General features: G+C 29.0%; 20 protein-coding genes. All 20 read right to left on the bottom strand.

Annotation, left to right across the window (positions count from 1 at the left end; translation table 11 throughout):
- Window positions 1-185: 185 nt before the first annotated feature.
- The 20 genes from hemL to KXZ80_RS14545 are packed head-to-tail and all read right to left on the bottom strand — an operon-like array spanning window position 186 to window position 19,645.
- Window positions 186-1,484, bottom strand: coding sequence for a glutamate-1-semialdehyde 2,1-aminomutase (hemL, locus tag KXZ80_RS14450; protein ID WP_021428147.1), 1,299 nt, complete (start codon window positions 1,482-1,484; stop codon window positions 186-188).
- A 5-nt stretch (window positions 1,485-1,489) separates the two neighbouring features.
- Window positions 1,490-2,455 (bottom strand): porphobilinogen synthase, encoded by a 966-nt coding sequence (hemB, locus tag KXZ80_RS14455; protein WP_021431545.1) that lies wholly within the window; start codon window positions 2,453-2,455, stop codon window positions 1,490-1,492.
- A gap of 20 nt (window positions 2,456-2,475) precedes the next feature.
- Window positions 2,476-3,978 carry a uroporphyrinogen-III C-methyltransferase gene (gene cobA, locus KXZ80_RS14460; protein WP_021431544.1) on the bottom strand — a complete coding sequence of 501 codons (1,503 nt, stop codon included), beginning with the start codon at window positions 3,976-3,978 and terminating at the stop codon, window positions 2,476-2,478.
- On the bottom strand, window positions 3,968-4,873 hold the full coding sequence (gene hemC / locus KXZ80_RS14465; protein WP_021431543.1) for a hydroxymethylbilane synthase: 906 nt from the start codon (window positions 4,871-4,873) through the stop codon (window positions 3,968-3,970). Before hemC ends, cobA begins: the two co-directional genes overlap by 11 nt.
- Window positions 4,874-4,899: 26 nt before the next feature.
- Window positions 4,900-6,135 carry a glutamyl-tRNA reductase gene (gene hemA / locus KXZ80_RS14470; protein WP_021431542.1) on the bottom strand — a complete coding sequence of 412 codons (1,236 nt, stop codon included), beginning with the start codon at window positions 6,133-6,135 and terminating at the stop codon, window positions 4,900-4,902.
- A 14-nt stretch (window positions 6,136-6,149) separates the two neighbouring features.
- On the bottom strand, window positions 6,150-6,860 hold the full coding sequence (locus KXZ80_RS14475) for a cobalt-factor II C(20)-methyltransferase (RefSeq protein WP_021431541.1): 711 nt from the start codon (window positions 6,858-6,860) through the stop codon (window positions 6,150-6,152).
- A gap of 1 nt (window position 6,861) precedes the next feature.
- Window positions 6,862-7,656: a sirohydrochlorin cobaltochelatase gene (locus tag KXZ80_RS14480; protein ID WP_021431540.1), complete on the bottom strand. Its 795-nt coding sequence runs from the start codon at window positions 7,654-7,656 to the stop codon at window positions 6,862-6,864.
- A 2-nt stretch (window positions 7,657-7,658) separates the two neighbouring features.
- Window positions 7,659-8,414, bottom strand: a complete 756-nt coding sequence (locus KXZ80_RS14485) for a cobalt-precorrin-6A reductase (protein ID WP_021431539.1) — start codon at window positions 8,412-8,414, stop codon at window positions 7,659-7,661.
- The gene (gene cobJ / locus KXZ80_RS14490) at window positions 8,411-9,133 is read right to left on the bottom strand and encodes a precorrin-3B C(17)-methyltransferase (protein ID WP_021431538.1); all 723 of its coding nucleotides are present in this window, start codon (window positions 9,131-9,133) and stop codon (window positions 8,411-8,413) included. The genes KXZ80_RS14485 and cobJ overlap by 4 nt, the downstream gene beginning before the upstream one ends.
- On the bottom strand, window positions 9,130-10,215 hold the full coding sequence (gene cbiG / locus KXZ80_RS14495) for a cobalt-precorrin 5A hydrolase (protein WP_226883741.1): 1,086 nt from the start codon (window positions 10,213-10,215) through the stop codon (window positions 9,130-9,132). Before cbiG ends, cobJ begins: the two co-directional genes overlap by 4 nt.
- Window positions 10,181-10,933: a cobalt-precorrin-4 methyltransferase gene (locus KXZ80_RS14500; RefSeq protein WP_021431536.1), complete on the bottom strand. Its 753-nt coding sequence runs from the start codon at window positions 10,931-10,933 to the stop codon at window positions 10,181-10,183. The genes cbiG and KXZ80_RS14500 overlap by 35 nt, the downstream gene beginning before the upstream one ends.
- A gap of 4 nt (window positions 10,934-10,937) precedes the next feature.
- The gene (locus KXZ80_RS14505; RefSeq protein ID WP_021431535.1) at window positions 10,938-11,495 is read right to left on the bottom strand and encodes a decarboxylating cobalt-precorrin-6B (C(15))-methyltransferase; all 558 of its coding nucleotides are present in this window, start codon (window positions 11,493-11,495) and stop codon (window positions 10,938-10,940) included.
- Window positions 11,485-12,093 carry a cobalt-precorrin-7 (C(5))-methyltransferase gene (locus tag KXZ80_RS14510; protein ID WP_021431534.1) on the bottom strand — a complete coding sequence of 203 codons (609 nt, stop codon included), beginning with the start codon at window positions 12,091-12,093 and terminating at the stop codon, window positions 11,485-11,487. Before KXZ80_RS14510 ends, KXZ80_RS14505 begins: the two co-directional genes overlap by 11 nt.
- Complete coding sequence (cbiD, locus tag KXZ80_RS14515; protein ID WP_021431533.1) at window positions 12,086-13,213, bottom strand: cobalt-precorrin-5B (C(1))-methyltransferase CbiD; 1,128 nt, start codon at window positions 13,211-13,213, stop codon at window positions 12,086-12,088. Before cbiD ends, KXZ80_RS14510 begins: the two co-directional genes overlap by 8 nt.
- A gap of 10 nt (window positions 13,214-13,223) precedes the next feature.
- Window positions 13,224-13,856, bottom strand: a complete 633-nt coding sequence (locus KXZ80_RS14520; RefSeq protein WP_021431532.1) for a cobalt-precorrin-8 methylmutase — start codon at window positions 13,854-13,856, stop codon at window positions 13,224-13,226.
- Between the two features lie 2 nt (window positions 13,857-13,858).
- A complete protein-coding gene (locus KXZ80_RS14525) occupies window positions 13,859-14,731 on the bottom strand; it encodes a GHMP family kinase ATP-binding protein (RefSeq protein ID WP_021431531.1) in 873 nt (290 codons plus the stop codon).
- Window position 14,732: 1 nt separating this feature from the next.
- Window positions 14,733-15,803, bottom strand: a complete 1,071-nt coding sequence (locus KXZ80_RS14530) for a pyridoxal phosphate-dependent aminotransferase (protein WP_021431530.1) — start codon at window positions 15,801-15,803, stop codon at window positions 14,733-14,735.
- Between the two features lie 17 nt (window positions 15,804-15,820).
- A complete protein-coding gene (locus KXZ80_RS14535; RefSeq protein WP_021431529.1) occupies window positions 15,821-16,777 on the bottom strand; it encodes a cobalamin biosynthesis protein in 957 nt (318 codons plus the stop codon).
- Window positions 16,770-18,125, bottom strand: a complete 1,356-nt coding sequence (locus KXZ80_RS14540) for a cobyrinate a,c-diamide synthase (protein WP_021431528.1) — start codon at window positions 18,123-18,125, stop codon at window positions 16,770-16,772. Before KXZ80_RS14540 ends, KXZ80_RS14535 begins: the two co-directional genes overlap by 8 nt.
- Window positions 18,126-18,133: 8 nt before the next feature.
- Window positions 18,134-19,645 carry a cobyric acid synthase gene (locus tag KXZ80_RS14545; RefSeq protein WP_021431527.1) on the bottom strand — a complete coding sequence of 504 codons (1,512 nt, stop codon included), beginning with the start codon at window positions 19,643-19,645 and terminating at the stop codon, window positions 18,134-18,136.
- Window positions 19,646-19,659: the final 14 nt, after the last annotated feature.

The raw sequence follows: 19,659 nt of genomic DNA on the forward strand, positions 1-19,659 counted from the left end.
TAAATTATACTATTTTAAAATATCACATGTAAAGGATATACATTTTTACTCCTATTTTTATTGATTAGACATATAGAAAAAAACTATAAACTTAACTATGTGTGTAAACAATATTGCTATGAAGTTATAAAAGTTTATAAATTAAAAAAAGTGTTGAATAGAAAATTTCTATTCAACACTTTTGATTATAAGTTATGAGCAGCCTTTAAAGCTTCATAACTAGCTTTTATAGTTTCATCTATTATCTCATCTGTATGAGCATTAGATAAGAACATTGCCTCAAATTGAGTAGGAGCAAGTAAAATCCCTCTATTTAATAGCTCCTCGAAGTATTTATTAAACATAGGTACATTACACTTAGTAACATCATCATAGTTATTTATTGGTCCTTCTGCAAAGAATAAACAAACTAAAGACCCAGCTCTATTTACAGTGTAATTTAATCCAAGTTTTTCAACATTTGATCTTAAACCTTCTTCTAGTTTTATAGCTTTTCTTTCTAATTCACTATAAACTTCTGGTCTATCTCTTAGTATTTCTAAGTTCTTTTTACCCATGTACATAGCTAATGGGTTACCTGATAAAGTACCCGCTTGATATACAGGTCCTACAGGAGAAACCATATCCATAATTTCTTTTTTACCACCATATGCACCTACAGGAAGTCCAGCTCCTATTATTTTCCCGAAGCATGCCATATCAGGTTCTATTCCATAATATCCAACTGAACTGTTGTAAGCTAATCTAAATCCAGTTATAACTTCATCAAAGATTAAAACTGTTCCGTATTCTTTAGTTATATCTCTTAAAAATTGTATAAATTCTTTTTTACCTGGAACAACTCCCATATTTCCTGCTACAGTCTCTAGTATAACAGCAGCTATTTCATTACCATGCTCTTCAAACATAGCTTTAGTAGCTTCTATATCATTATATCTAGTTACTAAAGTATCTTTTACAACATCCTCTGGTACTCCAGGGCTTGTTGGCACTCCATATGTTATAGTTCCTGATCCAGATTTAACTAAAAGCGCATCTGAATGTCCATGGTAACATCCTTCAAACTTTAATATTTTATTTCTATTAGTATAAGCTCTTGCTACTCTTAGTGCACTCATAGTAGCTTCTGTTCCAGAGTTTACCATACGAACTTGGTCTATTGCAGGGTAAGCTTCAACTATAAGCTTAGCCATATCAACTTCTATAGCTGTTGGAACCCCATAACTTGTACCTTTTTTTACAATTTCTTCAATTCCATCTACTATTTCTTTTGGGCTGTGACCTAACATAAGTGGTCCCCATGAACATATGTAATCTATATATTCATTTCCATCTACATCATATATTTTACATCCTTCTGCTCTATCTATAAAAACAGGGTCTAATCCTACTGATTTAAATGCTCTAACTGGGCTGTTTACGCCACCTGGGATGTACTTAGTTGCTTCTTCATATATTTTTAGTGACTTTTCATTTTTTCTCATTGGTGTTACCCCCTAATTAATTTAGCTATATCTTTTGCAAAGTAAGTGATTATTATATCTGCTCCAGCTCTCTTTATAGACATAACAGCCTCATATATAGCTGATTCGTTTAATAACCCTTCTTTAACTGCAAGTTTTAACATAGAGTATTCTCCACTTACATTGTATGCTACTAATGGTAAATCAAAGTTATCTTTAACTCTTCTTATTACATCTAAGTATGATAATGCTGGCTTAACCATTAACATATCTGCTCCTTCTAATACATCAAGTTCAGCTTCTATTAACGCTTCATTTGAATTAGCTGGATCCATTTGATAAGTTTTTCTATCTCCAAATGATGGAGCTGATCCTGCTGCATCTCTAAATGGTCCATAGAAACTAGACGCATACTTAACGCTATATGACATTATAGCTACAGTCTCGAACCCTTGTGCATCTAATCCTTCTCTCATAGCTTGAATTCTTCCATCCATCATATCAGATGGAGCTACCATGTCAGCTCCAGCTTTTGCATGACTTACAGCTATTTTAGTTAAATATTCTAAAGTTTGATCATTGTCTACATATCCTTTTTCAGTTAATATACCACAATGACCATGACTAGTGTATTGGCACATACAAACATCTGTAGTTACACACATATCAGGATCTATTTCTTTTATTTTTCTTATAGCCTTTTGAACTATTCCATTATCATTATATGCTTCTTTTCCAAACGGATCTTTTTCATCTGGTATACCGAATAATATAACATGTTGAATTCCTAAGTCTTTTATCTCTTTTATTTCTTCTTCTAGTTTATCTAAAGAAAAATGATATACTTCTGGTAAAGATGGTATTTCTTCTTTTATATTTTCTCCTTCTACTACGAATAAAGGATATATTAAATCATTTACATTTAATACCGTTTCTCTCACTAAATCTCTTATTGCAGCGCTTTTTCTTAATCTTCTTGGTCTTCTTAACATTGTAAATTCCCCCTAATTAATTATTTGTCTTCTATAATACAATTTATTAAATCATTTATAGTATAGTTAGTCGGCTCTTTATAAACCTTAAGTCCTAACTCTTTAGCTGTATTACTAGTTATAGGTCCTATAGATATTACTTTAGTATTTTTTAGTTTATCTATATTATCCACTCCTATTATATCAATAAAATTAGAAACTGTAGACGAACTTGTAAATGTAATATAATCTACATTATTTTCATTTAACAAAGCTATTATTTCTTCTTTATACTTATCTTCTATTTCAGTTTTATAAGTATGTACTTCTTTTACTGTACATATTTCACTTAATTTATCTATTAAAAAGTCTCTTGAATTCGCACCTCTTGGTATTAAAATACTATCATTACTGTTTAGTTTATTTTTTAATTCCTCATACATAGCTTCTGCTACAAATTTTTCAGGCACTATATCTGCTATTATCCCTCTATTTTTTAATTCTTTAGCTGTAGCCGGGCCAATAGCACATATTTTTATATTAGCTAACTTTCTTAAATCTAAATTCATTTCAGCCAGCTTATCAAAAAATATATTAACTCCATTTTGACTTGTTAAAATTAAGTAATTATAATTAGAAATATTGTTTATTTCATTTTCTAATTCTTTGTTGTCATCTACTTTTTCTATTCTTATTGTCGGTATTTCAATTGGATTACCTCCTAAATCCATTATCTTAGCAACTAAACTACTACTTTGAGTTCTAGCTCTCGTTACTAAAATATTTTTTCCAAATAGAGGTTTTTTCTCAAAGAAGTTTAGTTTTTCTCTTAAACTTACAACATCACCTACAACAATAAGAGTTGGAGGTTTAACTCCTTCTTTCATAGCTACATCATATATATTTTCTAGGCTTCCAGTAACTACTCTTTGATTATATCTAGTAGCCCAACTTATAAGCGCTACAGGAGTATCCTTTGACTTCCCTTCTTTGATTAATTTGTTGCTTATCTTTTTTAAATTGGAAATTCCCATTAAAAATACTAATGTTCCTTCATTATTAGCTAATGCATTCCAATTAAGTTCATCATTTTCATCATCTTTTAAATGACCTGTTATAACATGAAAAGAAGATGCATAATCTCTGTGAGTTATAGGTATACCTGCGTAACAAAGACCTCCTATTGCAGATGTTATCCCTGGAACTACTTCAAATTCAATTCCATTATCTAAAAGGAATTCAGCTTCTTCTCCACCTCTACCAAACACATATGGATCTCCACCTTTTAGTCTAGTTACAGTTTTACCTTCTTTAGCTTTATTTGTTATAACTTCATTAATTTTATCTTGCGGTAAAGCATGATTGCTAGATGCTTTTCCTACATATATAAATTCGCAATTTTCATTTGCTTCTTTTAAATATTTTTCATTTGCCAACCTATCATAAACTATTACATCAGCTTTTTTTATACATTCCATTCCTTTTAATGTCATAAGTTTATAATCTCCAGGTCCTGCTCCAACTAAGTATACTTTACCTTTCATAAGACTTAAACTCCTTCGAAATTAATTTTGCTAGCTCAATTCCTACTTCTCTAGCTTGAGACACTTTACCATTTATAGTTTTCGTTATAATTTTATTTCCTTCTTCATCTCCATATAATCCAGTTAAGACTATGTCCTCACCATCTACTTTACAGTGTGCTCCAACTGGAATATGACAGCTTCCATTTATTCCATCTAAGAATCCTCTTTCTGCTTCAACTTGTATCTCAGAAGTCTTGTCTGCTATACAACTTAATATATCTTCTATCGATGAGTCTCCTTTTCTTATTTCAATTCCTAATGCTCCTTGAGCTGGCGCTGGTATAACTATATCTTCATCTAAGTAGCAAGTAATTTTTTCTTCTAGACCTGCTCTTATAAGCCCTGCTGCTGCAAGTATTACACCACAAAGATTTTCAACTTCAATCTTTCTCATTCTTGTCTCTATATTTCCTCTTATAGGAACTATTTCTAAGTCTGGTCTATGATTTAAAAGCTGATATTTTCTTCTCTTGCTTCCGCTACCTATTTTAGCTCCTTTAGGCAAATCATCTAAAGATTTGTATCCTTCTTTTAAAATTAGGACATCCCTTATATCTTCTCTCTTAGGTACTCCTGCAAATTTTAATCCTTCAGGTAAGCTTGAAGGCATATCTTTCATACTGTGAACAGCTATATCGATTGACTTATCTAATAACTGTTGTTCTATTTCTTTAACAAATAAGCCCTTATCGCCTATTTTATCTAGAGATACATTTTGAATTAAGTCTCCCTTAGTTTTTATTATCTTAACTTCAAACTCTATATTCGGATGAAATTTTTTCAATTCATTTATAACCCAATTAGTTTGAGTAAGAGCTAAGTTGCTACCTCTGCTTCCTACTATAACTTTCATACCTAATCTCCTTTTGCCCATATTTATTATAAGTCAAACAGCTCTTCTACTATTTTTATATATTCCTCTTGCTTTCCACTATCTTTTATTTGCTTTAAATTTATTATTGGTTCTCTTACAAGTCTTTTAAGTGCAGAAGTTAACATCTTATCTATTATTTTTTTCTCTCTGCAATTTAAATCAAGTTTTCTATAGATATAATCTAATGTATCCTCTCTAATATCTGAACATTTATCATTTAAAGATTGTATTGTTGGATCTATTTTTATAGTATCTAACCATTCATTAAATTCTTCTATCTTTTCATCAATAATTAATTCTCCAATAGATGCTAATTCTCTTCTTTTTTTGTCATTTGCTTCACTTATTTTTTTTAAATCGTCAATATCATAAACTTCAATATTTTCAAATTCATTTAAGTTTTTATCTATATCTCTTGGTAACGCAATATCCATCATTATTAACTTATTTGAAGTTTTCGGCATTTCATACTTCTTTAACACTGTATGAGGAGATGCCGTAGCACTGATAACTATATCTACTTTGTCCATGACTTCATATCTATCTTCATACTTAATAGGAATTAAATTTTTATATTCATCTTGTATGTTTTTTAATTTTTCATAACTTCTGTTAGTCACATATATGTTATTTAGTTGCTCTTCTTCTAAGTGTTTCATCGCTAACTTACTCATTTTTCCAAGTCCAATTACTAAAGCATTTTTATTTTCTAAAGATCCCATCTTTTCTTTCAAACATTTGATTCCAATATAACTTATAGATAATGGTTGATGTGAAATCTTTGTTGTAGTTTTTATATCTTTTGAAACTGTTACAGCTTCTCTAAATAATTTATTAAATACTTTTTTACTTGAACCTAATTGTCTTGCAAAATCATGTGCATCTTTAACTTGTCCTAAAATTTGATCTTCACCTAAAACTAGTGAATCTAGGCCTGCTGAAACATTAAATACATGCTTAATGGCTTCTTCTCCAGTTTTATTAAATAAAAATTTTTCTATATTTTCTACATCGAAAAAGTCTTGGTAGAAGTTTTTTACAACTTCTACCTTATCTAAAATATTATTTGAGTATATATATACTTCACTTCTATTGCATGTAGATAATATAATAGCTTCTTCTATTCCATTGTCTAGTAAAAAATTTATACCTTCAATTTTTTGTGTATCTGTAAAAGATACATTTTCTCTTATGTTTATAGGAGTATTATTGTGATTAACTCCCACTACTGCAAAATCCATAAAATCCTCCAGATTTATCCTACCTTAGTATTCTCCTTGTTTACTAAAATCGTGGAAAAATAAGATATTTTATTTTCTAAATCAATCTCTTTTAAATCATTATACACCACTTCATTTTCTTGAGATGAATTACTAACTAATATAGAATATTCTAATAAATTGTTCTTTTCTAACTTATCAACTATATTTTTAAAGTTTTTATACACTTTCATTAAAACTATTGAACTGTAGTTTTCTAAAGCGTAATCTATCTTTTCTTCATCTATAGTGCATGGTACTATTATTAATGGCTCTTTATCCATGACTAACGGGAAATTTTGATTTGATGCAATATTTGAAAATGATGAAATACCAGGTATAGTCTCAACATCAATTTTGTCTATAAGTCTTTCCATTATATATACGTATGTGCTGTATATCATAGGATCCCCTAAAGTTACAAACCCAACATTTTTGCCATTTTTAACATCTTCTACAATTTCATCCGCTACTCTATTCCAAGCAATTACTTTTTCACCATCATTAAAATTCATAGGAAAATGCCTTTGCTTGATTTTAAGCTGTTCTGGCAAATACTGTTCTACTATGCTTAATGCTAAACTGCTTCCTTCTCTCTTTGACTCTGGTGTGTATAATATATCCAGTTTTTTCATTGTATTTACTGCTTTTACTGTAACTAATTCACTATCTCCAGGTCCTGTTCCGATTCCATAAAACTTAGCCATTTTAATTTCCTCCCCCATTTAAAGCCTCTACACAATCTAATGCATGCTTTACAAATTTATTTTGAATTGCTTCATTTTCTCCTAATCCCTTTAAATGTATTTCTGTTTTAAATCCATTTTTTATTAATATTGAATTCCAAGAGTCATCTTCATCTCCGGCCATATCATTTATTGCATGATCTCCTGCAACCAACATAAAGGGCATTAGCCTTACTTTTGAAACTTTATCTTTTTTAAGATTAACTATGACTTCATCTATTTCAGGGTAACCTTCAACAGTCCCAACATATGCTTTAATGTTTTCTTGCTTTAGCATATAATCTAATGCTGGATAAGCACTATGAGCTTCATGTTCTGTTCCATGTCCCATAAGAACAATAGCTTCATCTTCTTCTAATTTTGGTATTTGTAACTTTAAAGCTTCTACTGTTTCCTTATAATCGTCAATTTGACTTAAAAGTGGTCTTCCTAATGTTATTTTTTCAAACTTATCATCATATTCACTTATTTGTTTTTTTAACTTTGTATATTCCTCACCACAAATTATGTGTAAAGTTTGAACTATTACTTCTTCATATCCCTCAGCATACAATCTATCCAGTGCTTCTATTGGGTTTTCTATGTGTATGTTGTCTCTATTTTTTAATTTTCTTATTATCATATTTGATGTAAACGCTCTAAAAAAGTCATATTCTTTAAATGCCTCTTTTATCTTACGTTCACATACCTCTATAGTTTTTTCTCTTGTTTCTTTGTAACTTGTCCCAAAACTAACAACTAAAATTGCTTTTTTCACTTTTAATCCTCCACTATGAAATTCGTTATATTTTCTATTTCATTAACTACTGTCTTATAATTTACCTTTTCTCTTACTATAACTACTACCGGTATATTTAAATTCTTAGCTGCATTCACTTTTTCTAAAAATCCACCTTCTATACCACTTTCTTTTGTTATAACTAAGTCTATATCGTAGTGTTTATACATTTGCTCGTTTATAGCTTCACTAAAAGGTCCCTTCATAGCTATTATATTATCTGCATTCAACCCTACATCTTCACACATCTTAATTACATCACTTGTTGGCAAAACTCTTGCTACTATATTTTTATTTTTAAGATTTTTTACAAACTCGCCTATAGTTTTACTTCCCGTTCCTAAAAATATATTACTACCTAATTCATTTGCTTTTTGATAAGCCTCTTCAACACTTTTTACTTCTACTACCTTTTCATAATTTAAATTATCTAAAAGAGATTTTCTTTCATATCTCAAATATTTTATTCCTAAAAAATCTGAAACTTCGATAGCATTTTTTGATACTTCTATTGCATATGGATGCGTTGAATCTATCACTAAACTTATTTTGTTATCTTTCATAAACTTAGTCATATAGTCTCTATCCATTCTCTTAATTACTATATTTTCAGCACACTTACTAGCTAAGTCAGCTCCATAGTTAGTAGTTACAGAAACTATATAATCTTTTTTTAGACTATTTAGTAGATTACAAACTTTTATGCTATCAGATGTTCCTCCTAAAACTAAAATCATATATTATAACCTCTAGGCGTTATCATTAAGTCTTCATGTATAAAAGTAGATTTGTTTCCTATAATAACCATAGTAGTCATATCAACTCTTTCAAAATCCATAGTTTCGAATGTACATACAAATTTTTCTTCTTTTTCTCTTCCTACATCTTTTACAATTCCAACTGGAGTTTTTCCATCTTTAAATTCACTCATTATTTTAAATGCTTTATTTAAATGTTCACTTCTTCCTTTACTTCTTGGATTATATAGACAAATTACAAAATCAGCTTCTGCAGCTAATCTTAACCTTTTTTCTATAACTTCCCAAGGAGTTAATAAGTCACTTAAACTTATATGGCAAAAATCATGCATTATCGGTGCTCCTAATATTGCTGCTGCACCTATACTAGCAGTCACTCCTGGAACAACCTTTACTTTTATATCTTCTTCTTGTGTTGTTAATTCTAATATTAACCCTGCCATACCATATATTCCTGCATCTCCACTACTTATTACAGCAACATTTTTTCCTTGTTTAGCAATTTCTACTGCTTGTTTACATCTATCTATTTCTTGTCTCATTCCATTTTGTACTACTTCTTTATCTTTAATAAATTCAGTAACTAAATTTATATACGTTTTGTATCCAACTACAACATCACTGCTTTTCATAGCTTCTATAGCTTCAACAGTCATCATATCTTTACTTCCAGGTCCTATACCTATTACATAAATCATACGCTCAATCTCCCTATCGAAAAAGTTATTCCCTTATATTTATGTTTTTCAACTATAAGGTTTTTATTGCTTAATATATAGGCTACTGGTTCCGCTACACAGTAAACACCTATGCTCTTTTTTACAAAATCTGATTTCTGAAATTTATGTTCAATCTCTTTAATTTCTTCTATAGTAATAATTTCAAAAGGTATATTTAATTGCTTAGCTAACTCAATAATTCCTTTTTCATCTTTCTTAACTTCTACGCTTCCGATTTTTGCTATAGATTTTTTATCTAAATTAAATTTATTTAATAAATCTTCTAATGCAGTCTTTATATCATCATAAGCTGTATCTCTTCTACATCCCATTCCTATTACAATATCTCTAGGAACAACCTTTATAATTCGTTCATCTTCAATTTCCGTTGCACTTTTATTAGTTATATAAATAATTTTATCTAATTTATCATGCCTATGGAATCCATTAATATTTTTAATGGTTATTAATCCTCTAGTATCAACGTTATAATCTCCATCTATAAAGAGTCCAACGCTTCCATCATTTACTAATAATGAATTAACTTGTTTTACATTTTCTCTAAAATTATCTATATGTGCATTTAATTTTTTAGCTATCATATCTAATGAAGTTTTTCCATTTATATCGGTTGCTGTAGTTATAACTGGATTTGCTCCTATAAGGCTGCTTATATAGTTTGTCATTTCATTTGCTCCACCCATATGGCCACTAAGTAAACTTATTACATTTTTACCTTTATCATCTATTACTAGTATTGCTGGGTCATCAAATTTACTTTTTATTTCATTTGCTATAGACCTCACTACTATACCTGTAGCCATTATAAATATTAAAACTTCATAATTTCTAAAAAGCTTTGGCATAAAATCGGATAGCTTACCTTCTATAACATTTAATGATTGTGTATTTTTATCTAAATTATATAAAAGCTTTTCTGTTATATAGACATCTCCATCTTCCATAATATTTCTTATATTAACAGCTAAATTCATAGCATTTTTTGTAACACATATAAAAGCAATTTTACTTTCTATATTCATGTTTAAAATCCTTGTCATATAACTTAGAGTTTTTATATTCTTCACCCAAGAATCTACCTACTAATATTAATGCTGTTTTACTTATTTCATTTTCTTTAACTTTTTGTGCTATAGTTTCTAAAGTTCCTTTTACAATTTTTTCTTCTGGCCAAGTAGCTTTATAAACAACAGCTATAGGTGTATCCATTGGATACCCTCCTTCATTCAATCTTTCTACTACTTTTTCTATATCATGAACTGATAAAAATATAGCCATCGATGTTTGGTGCTTAGCAAAAGATTCTATACTCTCTTTTTCTGGAACCGGAGTTCTTCCTTCCATTCTTGTAATAACTACACTTTGCGATATTTCTGGAACAGTATACTCTACTCCTAGTGCAGATGCCGCTCCTAAGAAAGAACTAACTCCAGGTGTACAATCATACTCTATTTCTAAGTTTGCTAATTCTTCAACTTGCTCTCTTATAGAACCATATATTGAAAAATCTCCAGTTTGAAGTCTTACTACCTTTTTATTACTTTGTATTCCATCTTTCATAACATTTATTATTTGATTTAAATCCATTGATGCACTATTATGAATTTCACAACCTTCTTTACAATATTCTAGTAAAGCTGGATTTACTAATGATCCTGCATATATAACTACATCAGCTTCACTTAATAACTTGTATCCTTTTAATGTTATTAAATCCTTATCTCCTGGTCCTGCTCCTACAAAATGTACTTTATTCATAATCTTACTCTCCCTTTTTACAAGATATTATATATATTGGATTTAAAGGTTTGAAATACTCACCTTTTCCTAGCGGTTCTAATTTTGCTACATTTAGCATAGTAGCTTCTATATCTTCAAAACCTAATTCTTTTAACATATTTAAAGTTTTATAAAAAGTATCAATTATTATGAAGTTAGCTACTAAAGTTCCTTTTTCATTTAGATTTTCTTTAGCCCAATTTAAAATTTCATTTAAGTTAGGTCCGCTGCCTCCAATAAATATTGAATCTACTTTTTTACCTATATCTATAGGTGCATATCCTTTTATAACTTCTACATTATTTAGATTAAATTTCTCTATATTTTGATTTATTAATTCAATAGCTTTATCTTTGCATTCTATGGATATTACATCAATATTTGGGTAGTTATAAGCTACCTCTACACTTACACTCCCTGTTCCTGCCCCAATATCTAAAAATGTATGCTTATTTTTTAAATCAAGCTTGTTTATAGAAATTGCTCTTACTTCTTCCTTTGTTATTGGGACATTTCCTGTTATAAATTCACTATTTTTCATCGAGTATCACCACTACATTCATATCAAATTTTTCTATCTTTAAAATTTCCTCTGGAGGTGCTGTAGTAATTCTTTCATTTTCATATGATAAATTTTCACCTACAACCATAATCTTTTTTAAATTCCTTTGTAGTATTTCTTTAGCGATTTCATTTGGACCTATTTTATTATCAGTTACCATACATACTTTTTTATGTTGTAATATATAGTCAAAGTTAGGAATTTTCCCATGACTACTAGTTATATATAAATCATTCATATCAGTATGTATCCTTGAAAATATATATTGCATAGAACTTATACCCGACACAATATTTAAATTTTTATTATCTATATTTTTAGATAAGTACTTTCCTATACCATATATAGATGGATCTCCTGATGCTATAATAGATATATTTTTATCCTTATTTGCTTTTAGATAATCTACAATTTCTTTCAAGTTACTCCCTAGTTCAATCTTAGTTCCTTCAAAATCGTTTACACTATCTAAATTTCTTTTTCCACCTATCAATATCTCTGAGTTATATATTAACTTTTCTCCTAATTTGGTGCAGTATCCTATGTTACCAGGCCCTAGACCTATAATATTAATCATAAAATACCTCCTTTAAATCGCCAGCTTTTTTCGACTCTCCTAACAGTTTTTTCTCCATAGAAAAAATCATTACATCAATATCTATTTCATCATCATTCATATATATATCAATTCTTTTTTTACATTTTTCAGAAAGTATGTTATAAATTTCTTTATATTTTTTATACTTATCATCTTCTAATATCTCTATAAATTCTTCTGTTGTTAAACATTCATTTACCTTATTTATCAATTCAAAAGGCGCATTCATTAAAGCTAAATTTGCTATTAAAATTTCATTTCTAGCATCTGCAACTTTGCTATGTGTATTAAATATTCCGCCAGCTATCTTTACATATTTGCCTAAATGTCCAGCCATTAGAATTTTTTTAAATCCAATACGTTGAGCTTCTTTCAACATATATCCAATAAAATTACTGGTCCTAACTATATACTTTGAATCAATACCTAAGCTTTCTTTTATAAACATTTCTCCATGGTTACCTGGTACCAAAATAACTTTATCCATTCCCTGAGCTTTTTTCATCTCTAGTTCTATTGATAAAGATTTCTTCCATCCTTCATCACTCATTGGCTCAACTATACCCGTTGTTCCTATTATAGATATACCTCCTACAATTCCAAGTCTTGGATTAAAAGTTTTTTTAGCAATAGTTTCTCCCTCTGGGGCAAATATAGTTATTTTAACTCCCTTTGTATCTCCTATTACTTTTCTAACCTCACTTTGTATCATGGATATAGGCGTTTTATTTATTGCAGCTTTTCCAATTTCTATTCCTAAGCCTTTTTTAGTTACCCTTCCAATCCCAATTCCACCATCTATTATTATTTCATTCGAATCAATAAGTTCAGCTTTAGCATATATATGCATTTTATGAGTTGCATCTATATCATCGCCTCCATCTTTTTGAATGGAACATTGTGCAAAATCATTATTTATATCTACATTCTCCACTTTTAAATTTAATGGAATTCCCTTAGGGGTATCTATATTTACAGTTTCTAATGTTTCCTTAGTTAAAATCATATATGTGGCCGCTTTAGCTGCACCTGTTGCACATGATCCAGTAGTATATCCTCGTTTGTATTTTTTCCCATCTATATAAACATATTCTTCCATAATATCGTCCTTACATAGAGTATAGTATTGCATTTATTATTGCTGCTGCTAAGTTGCTTCCACCTTTTCTACCTTTTGATATTATGTAAGGAATATCTGTTTTTTCTAACTCATCTTTAGATTCAGCTGCTCCTACAAATCCTACAGGTACTCCCACTACAGCTTCAACATTCAATTCTTTTGAATTATGCATTTCTATAACTTTATATAAAGCAGTTGGCGCATTTCCAAGTACAAATATTTTTTTACCTTCTTCTTTTGCTGCAACTTCCACTGCTGCCATAGATCTTGTTATACCTTTTTGTTTTGCAAAATCCGCTACTTTTTCATCACTTACAAAACATTTGTACTTACAACCTAATGCCTCTAATCTTTTTTTATTTATGCCACTTAAAGCCATGTTAGTATCAGTGTATATAGTTGCATTTTCTTTCAAAGCACTTATAATATTTTCGACTACATCTTCAGATATTTTTAATATATCTAAATACTCGAAGTCAGCAGTTGTATGTATAGCTCTTTTTATTATTTTTTCTTCTAGCTCATTTTTAAATTCGTATTCAGGTCGTATCTCATCAATTATGCCTTGAATTATTTCAAAACTCTTAGTCTCTATCATCATAGGATTTTTAATGTATTCCATAGTTATTCACTCCTAAGTCCCCCAGCTATTATATTTGCTGTGTATATTTTTTTGTATTTTTTATCTATTTTCTTCTCTACTATTTTCTCTACTATTTTACTTTCATCCATATCACATTCAAGCAATATACCTATAACTGTTCCACTGTGAGCTATATTAACCCCACAAGCCCCATACTCTTTTGAAATATCCATTATTTCACTTAAGTATTTTTTCTTATGAATATTTTCATTTGCAACACTACTTATATTGCATGCTTGTCCTATTAAATTTAAATCATTATTCTTTATTCCTTGTTCCAGTAGTTTAAAGGCATATTCAATTATGTACTTATTTTGTCTTTTAAGTTTTGTGTAATTTTCCTTTTTTCTTATGTGCTTAGTGCTTAATTTATCATTGGGCTCTAATATCAATACTTTTCCAGTATTGAAACATCCCAATTTTTTTACAACACTTGCATCTAACGGATTAAATATAGTGTTTTCTTTTAGATATATAGAATCTGTAGGTTCAATTTTTGTTGCAAGCTTTGATATATCATACTCACTTAAATCTCTTCCTATAAGGTTTAGTGTTGCTCTTATGGTAGCTCCTATATCTGCAGTAGAACTTGCCATACCTTTGCTTATAGGTATCTCGCTTTTTATATCTATAGATATATTTTTCAAGTCATTCTTAGGCAAATTAAAATATCTAAATACCTCTTCCATAGCTTTTCTTGCTTTTAATGGTCCTCTATTTACATCACTAATTTTTTCTTCTAATGTCACTTTAGAAAATCGATTAATTGCATAAGATGATAAGTATTCTTTTTCTTTTATCATACCTTGCACAAACTCTCCACAAGATGCTGGGCATATTCCATATGATTTCATCCTATTCTCCTAGAATTTTATTTAATTGGCTTAATATTTTTTTATTTTCTGAATGACTTTTTATCGCTATCCTAATATAACTTTCATCTAAATTTCTAAAATTAGATGCATCTCTAATGAGTATGTTTCCTTCTAGAAATAATTTTTCTTTTAATTTACTTGCTGTTGTATTTAGCAATTTTATTAAAATAAAATTTGTATTTGTATCATACGCCTTAATTGCTTTTATATCTCGTAATTCTTTTAAAACATATGCTCTTTCTTTTATAAAAAATCCTTTGCTATTTTTGATATATTCTTCATCTTTAAATATATAATTTGAAATAATATCTGCAAAAGAGTTTATAGTCCATGGTTCTTTAATTTCATACATCTTATCTAAAATGTTTTGATTGCTACATACTCCATATCCTAGCCTTATACCTGGAATTCCAAAAAACTTAGTTATAGCCTTTATTATAAAAATATTTTCATTTTCTTTAATATGTTTTATGAGACTATAATTTTCTTCATTTTCTGCAAATTCCATAAAAGTTTCATCTACTATAAGCAATTTATTGTGCTTTTTTAGAAGTTCTACTAGTGAACTTAAATCATATGTTTTTCCAATAGGATTTGATGGATTACATATAAATAAACTATCAAATTTATCTATGTTTTCATTTATATAATTTAAATCAAGTTCAAAATTGGTATCCTTATTTAGATATAAATTTAAAACTTCTAGCCCACTTAAATTTGCGCTTCTCTCATATTCTGAGAAAGTTGGGTTCAAAATAGCTATCCTTTTACCTATACTTTTCATTAACAGATATATTATTTCAGTAGCTCCATTTCCTGGTATTATATTATAGCTATCTACATTTAAATATCTAGCTATATTTTCTCTCAGGCTTTTATAGCTTATATCAGGATATTTATTGCATACGCTTAGCCCTTCTAATATATATTTATCTAAATTTGGTATTAAATATGGATTTATATTAGAACTAAAATCTATAATATCTTTTGGATTTTTTTTATAAGCTCTACACATATCTTCTACGTTTGCTCCATGTCCAAGGTCTTTCATGATTTCCACCCTCTATCTTAAAGTACTATATAAGTAATTATTGAAAATATAACTAAAGCTATAAATGACGTCAAATACATTATTTTATTTGTTCTTAATATATCTTCAGCTTCTAACTCTCTATCTTTATCCCCTATAGTAGGTTTATAAACCTTTTCTCCAAAGTACATGTTTGTTCCTCCTAGTTGTACTTCTAAAGCACCTGCTACTGCACCTTCTGCATATGCACAATTTGGACTTTTGTGGTTTTTTCTATCTCTCATAGCTATTTTGATACTTTTTTTAGAGTTAAATCCTAATATAAAACTTGCTATCATCATGAAAAATGGTGTTATTCTAGCGGGTATAAAGTTTGCTATATCATCAATCTTTGCAGACGCAAATCCTATGTCTCCATACTTTTCATTTTTATATCCAACCATTGAGTCTAATGTATTTATAGCTTTATAAGCCATTGCAAGAACAGGTCCTCCGATAAAGCCATACATCATAGGTGAAATTATTCCATCTACTGTATTTTCAGCTACAGTTTCAACAGTCGCTCTTATTATTTCATTTTCACTTAAACTGGTTGTATCTCTTCCAACTATATAAGATAGTTGTTTTCTAGATTTTTCAATATCTCCAGTTTTTAAAACTTCATATATTTTTTTTGCTTCATCCGCTAAACACTTTGTTGATAATGTTGTATATAATATTATTGATGCTATAATCACATAAAAAATATTATTTATACAAAGTAAATTTAAAATTAAACCTGTTACTAATGCTGTAAATCCTACTGTTATAATCCAAAGTAGGAATCCCCCTATTTTCAATTGATTTTTTGATTTAAAAATTTTTCTTATTTTTCCTTCTGTAAACCTTATAAGATTTCCAATAAATCTAACCGGATGTGGAAAAGAATATGGATCTCCTATAATCAAATCCAGTAGATAAGCTATAACCATTACTAAAATTATTAATTTACTCATTTCTATCACCTCTAAATTTTATTATTGAATCTAAATTATTATAAAAATGAGTATGTAAATATGTAGCTAAGGTATTACCTTTTGAATATCCTCCATCCCATTCATCTACAATTTTATTGCCTCTTTTTTTAATCATTTTATAGGCACAGTTTTCATCACTTTTAAATTCTGAGTGATGGAATTCATGTCCTTTTATAATTTCTCCTTCATTGGAAAGAATTGTATCTTCCTTAGCTATCCCATCACAATATCCAAACCTTTTAAGCGAAGTTGTCATTTCGCTAGTTCCTTTAAATATTCCTACCATATTATAAATATTTTCATCTGAATCTTTCAGCTTTTCCCCTAAATACATAAGCCCACCACATTCAGCATATATAGGTATATTTTTTTCATGTGCATTTTTTATAGATAATCTCATACTTTCATTTAAATGCAACTCTTTTGCAAATATTTCTGGAAACCCACCTCCAATGTATATACAGTCTGCTTCAGGAACCTTCTTATCATTAAGAGGACTAAATTTAACAATTTCACACCCCATATGTTCTAATAGTTCTATGTTTTCTTTATAATAAAAATTAAATGCTTTATCATAAGCTATAGCTACTTTTTTATTTTCAAACCTTGGTAAATCTTTTAAATCAAAATTGCTTTTTACTGATTCACTTTCTGAAATTTCAATTAGTCTATCTATATCTATGTATTTTTCTATCTCATCTCCTAAATCACTAAATTTTTCTTTTAAAGATTCCATTTCAACACTTGGAATTAAACCTAAGTGCCTAGACTCTAAAGAAAATTTTTCATTAGGTGGAAAATAACCTAATACTTCAGTATTACAATATTTCTCTATAGCTCCTTTTATAAGTTCATAGTGACCTTTTGTTTTTACATTGTTTACTACTACACCTTTTATATTTACATTTTTATCTAATTCTTTATATCCAAGAACCATAGCTGCTGCTGAAGAAGACATAGCCTTTCCGTTTATAACCAATATAACTGGAGCCTTTAATAATTTAGAAGTATATGAACTTGTACATGCATCTAAATCTATACCAAATCCATCATACAATCCCATAACCCCTTCTATTACCGATATATCAGCTTCCTCTGATGCTTCATTTACTATATATTTAATTTTTTCATCTTCCAACATATATGAATCTAAATTTCTTGAGTCTCTCCCAGTTATGAATGTGTGATACGATGGGTCTATATAATCTGGTCCCACTTTATACGGTTGAACTTTTAAGCCTCTTTTAGTTAGAGCTTGCATTATTCCCAGTGAAATAGTAGTTTTTCCAACTCCACTATTTGTTCCTGCTATCAATATTTTTTTCATATTATCACCTAACCATTTATAATCTCATATATTTTTTTCATATCTAAACATTCTCTTAGTATTTTTGCTAACTTGTCATACTCTTTATTTTTAAATTCTTCAAATGAAGTTATAGAACTTTTATTTTCTTCTAATCCTTTATTTTTCCTTATTGAATTTAATATTTCTCTTGTAAAACTAGCATCATCAAAAATACCGTGAATGTACGTTCCAACTACATTTCCTTCTTCATTTATACATCCCTCTTGATATGAAACATTATCTTCTAATTTTTTAGTTATTGTTAGTAGTGATTTTCCTTTTATATCTGTTTCACCCATATGTATTTCATATCCATTTACACTAATATCGCTTAATGAATTTAAGTATCCATTTAAATCTTTATTTATAATAGCTTCAACTTGAGTTGTAACTTTTTCTTTTTCAAACTTAGTTTCTATATCTAAAAGTCCGATTCCATCAATCTCTTTTATAGATCCCTCTATACCTTCCGGGTCATATAATTTATTACCTAAAAGCTGATATCCTCCACAAATTCCAAATATCAATTTTCCTTGTTTTTGTAAATCTTTTATTTGTTTTTCTAATCCACTTTCTCTTATATAAATTAAATCTTCTATTGTATTTTTACTCCCCGGTATTATTACCATATCTGGATCTGATAAAGACTCTCCTTTTTCTATATATCTAATACTTACATCTTCTTGTATCTCTAGCATATGCATGTCTGTAAAATTAGACATGTACGGTGTTCTTATTATCTCTATATTCACATCATTCTTTTTAAATTGTTTTTTAAATCTATCTGTTACACTGTCTTCATCTTCTATATTTAAATCACTATATGGAACTACTCCTATGACAGGAACTTTTATAATATCTTCTAGCATATCTATTCCTGATTGTAAAAGCTCTACAGTACCTCTAAATTTATTAATAATAACACCTTTAACTCTTTCTCGTTCTTTTTCTTCTAGTAAAATCATTGTTCCAGCTATAGATGCAAACACTCCACCTCTATCTATATCAGCAACTAATACTACCGGTGCATCTGCAATTTCGGCCATTCCCATATTAGCAATATCTCTATCTTTCAAATTGATTTCTGCGCAACTTCCTGCACCTTCTAAAACAATTACATCATACTCATCGCTTAAGTCTTTATAAGTTTTTTTTAACATTAAGGCTAAGTCTTCTTTATAATCGTGGTATATACTAGAACTTACGTTATCAAGAACTTTTCCATTTACTATTACCTGACATCTATTTTTACCTGATGGTTTTAATAAAATTGGATTCATTCTAACATCAGGTTCAATTCCAGCCGCTTCAGCTTGAGTAACTTGTGCTCTCCCCATTTCTAACCCATCTTTTGTTATGTATGAATTTAATGCCATATTTTGAGATTTAAAAGGTGCTACACTATATCCATCTTGTTTTAGTATTCTGCATAACCCAGCAGCCAAAGTACTTTTACCTACATTAGAAGCTGTTCCTAAAAACATTAATGATTTACTCATAATAAAAGTTTCCT

This window comes from Paraclostridium bifermentans (assembly GCF_019916025.1).
Taxonomy (GTDB): Bacteria; Bacillota; Clostridia; order Peptostreptococcales; family Peptostreptococcaceae; genus Paraclostridium; species Paraclostridium bifermentans.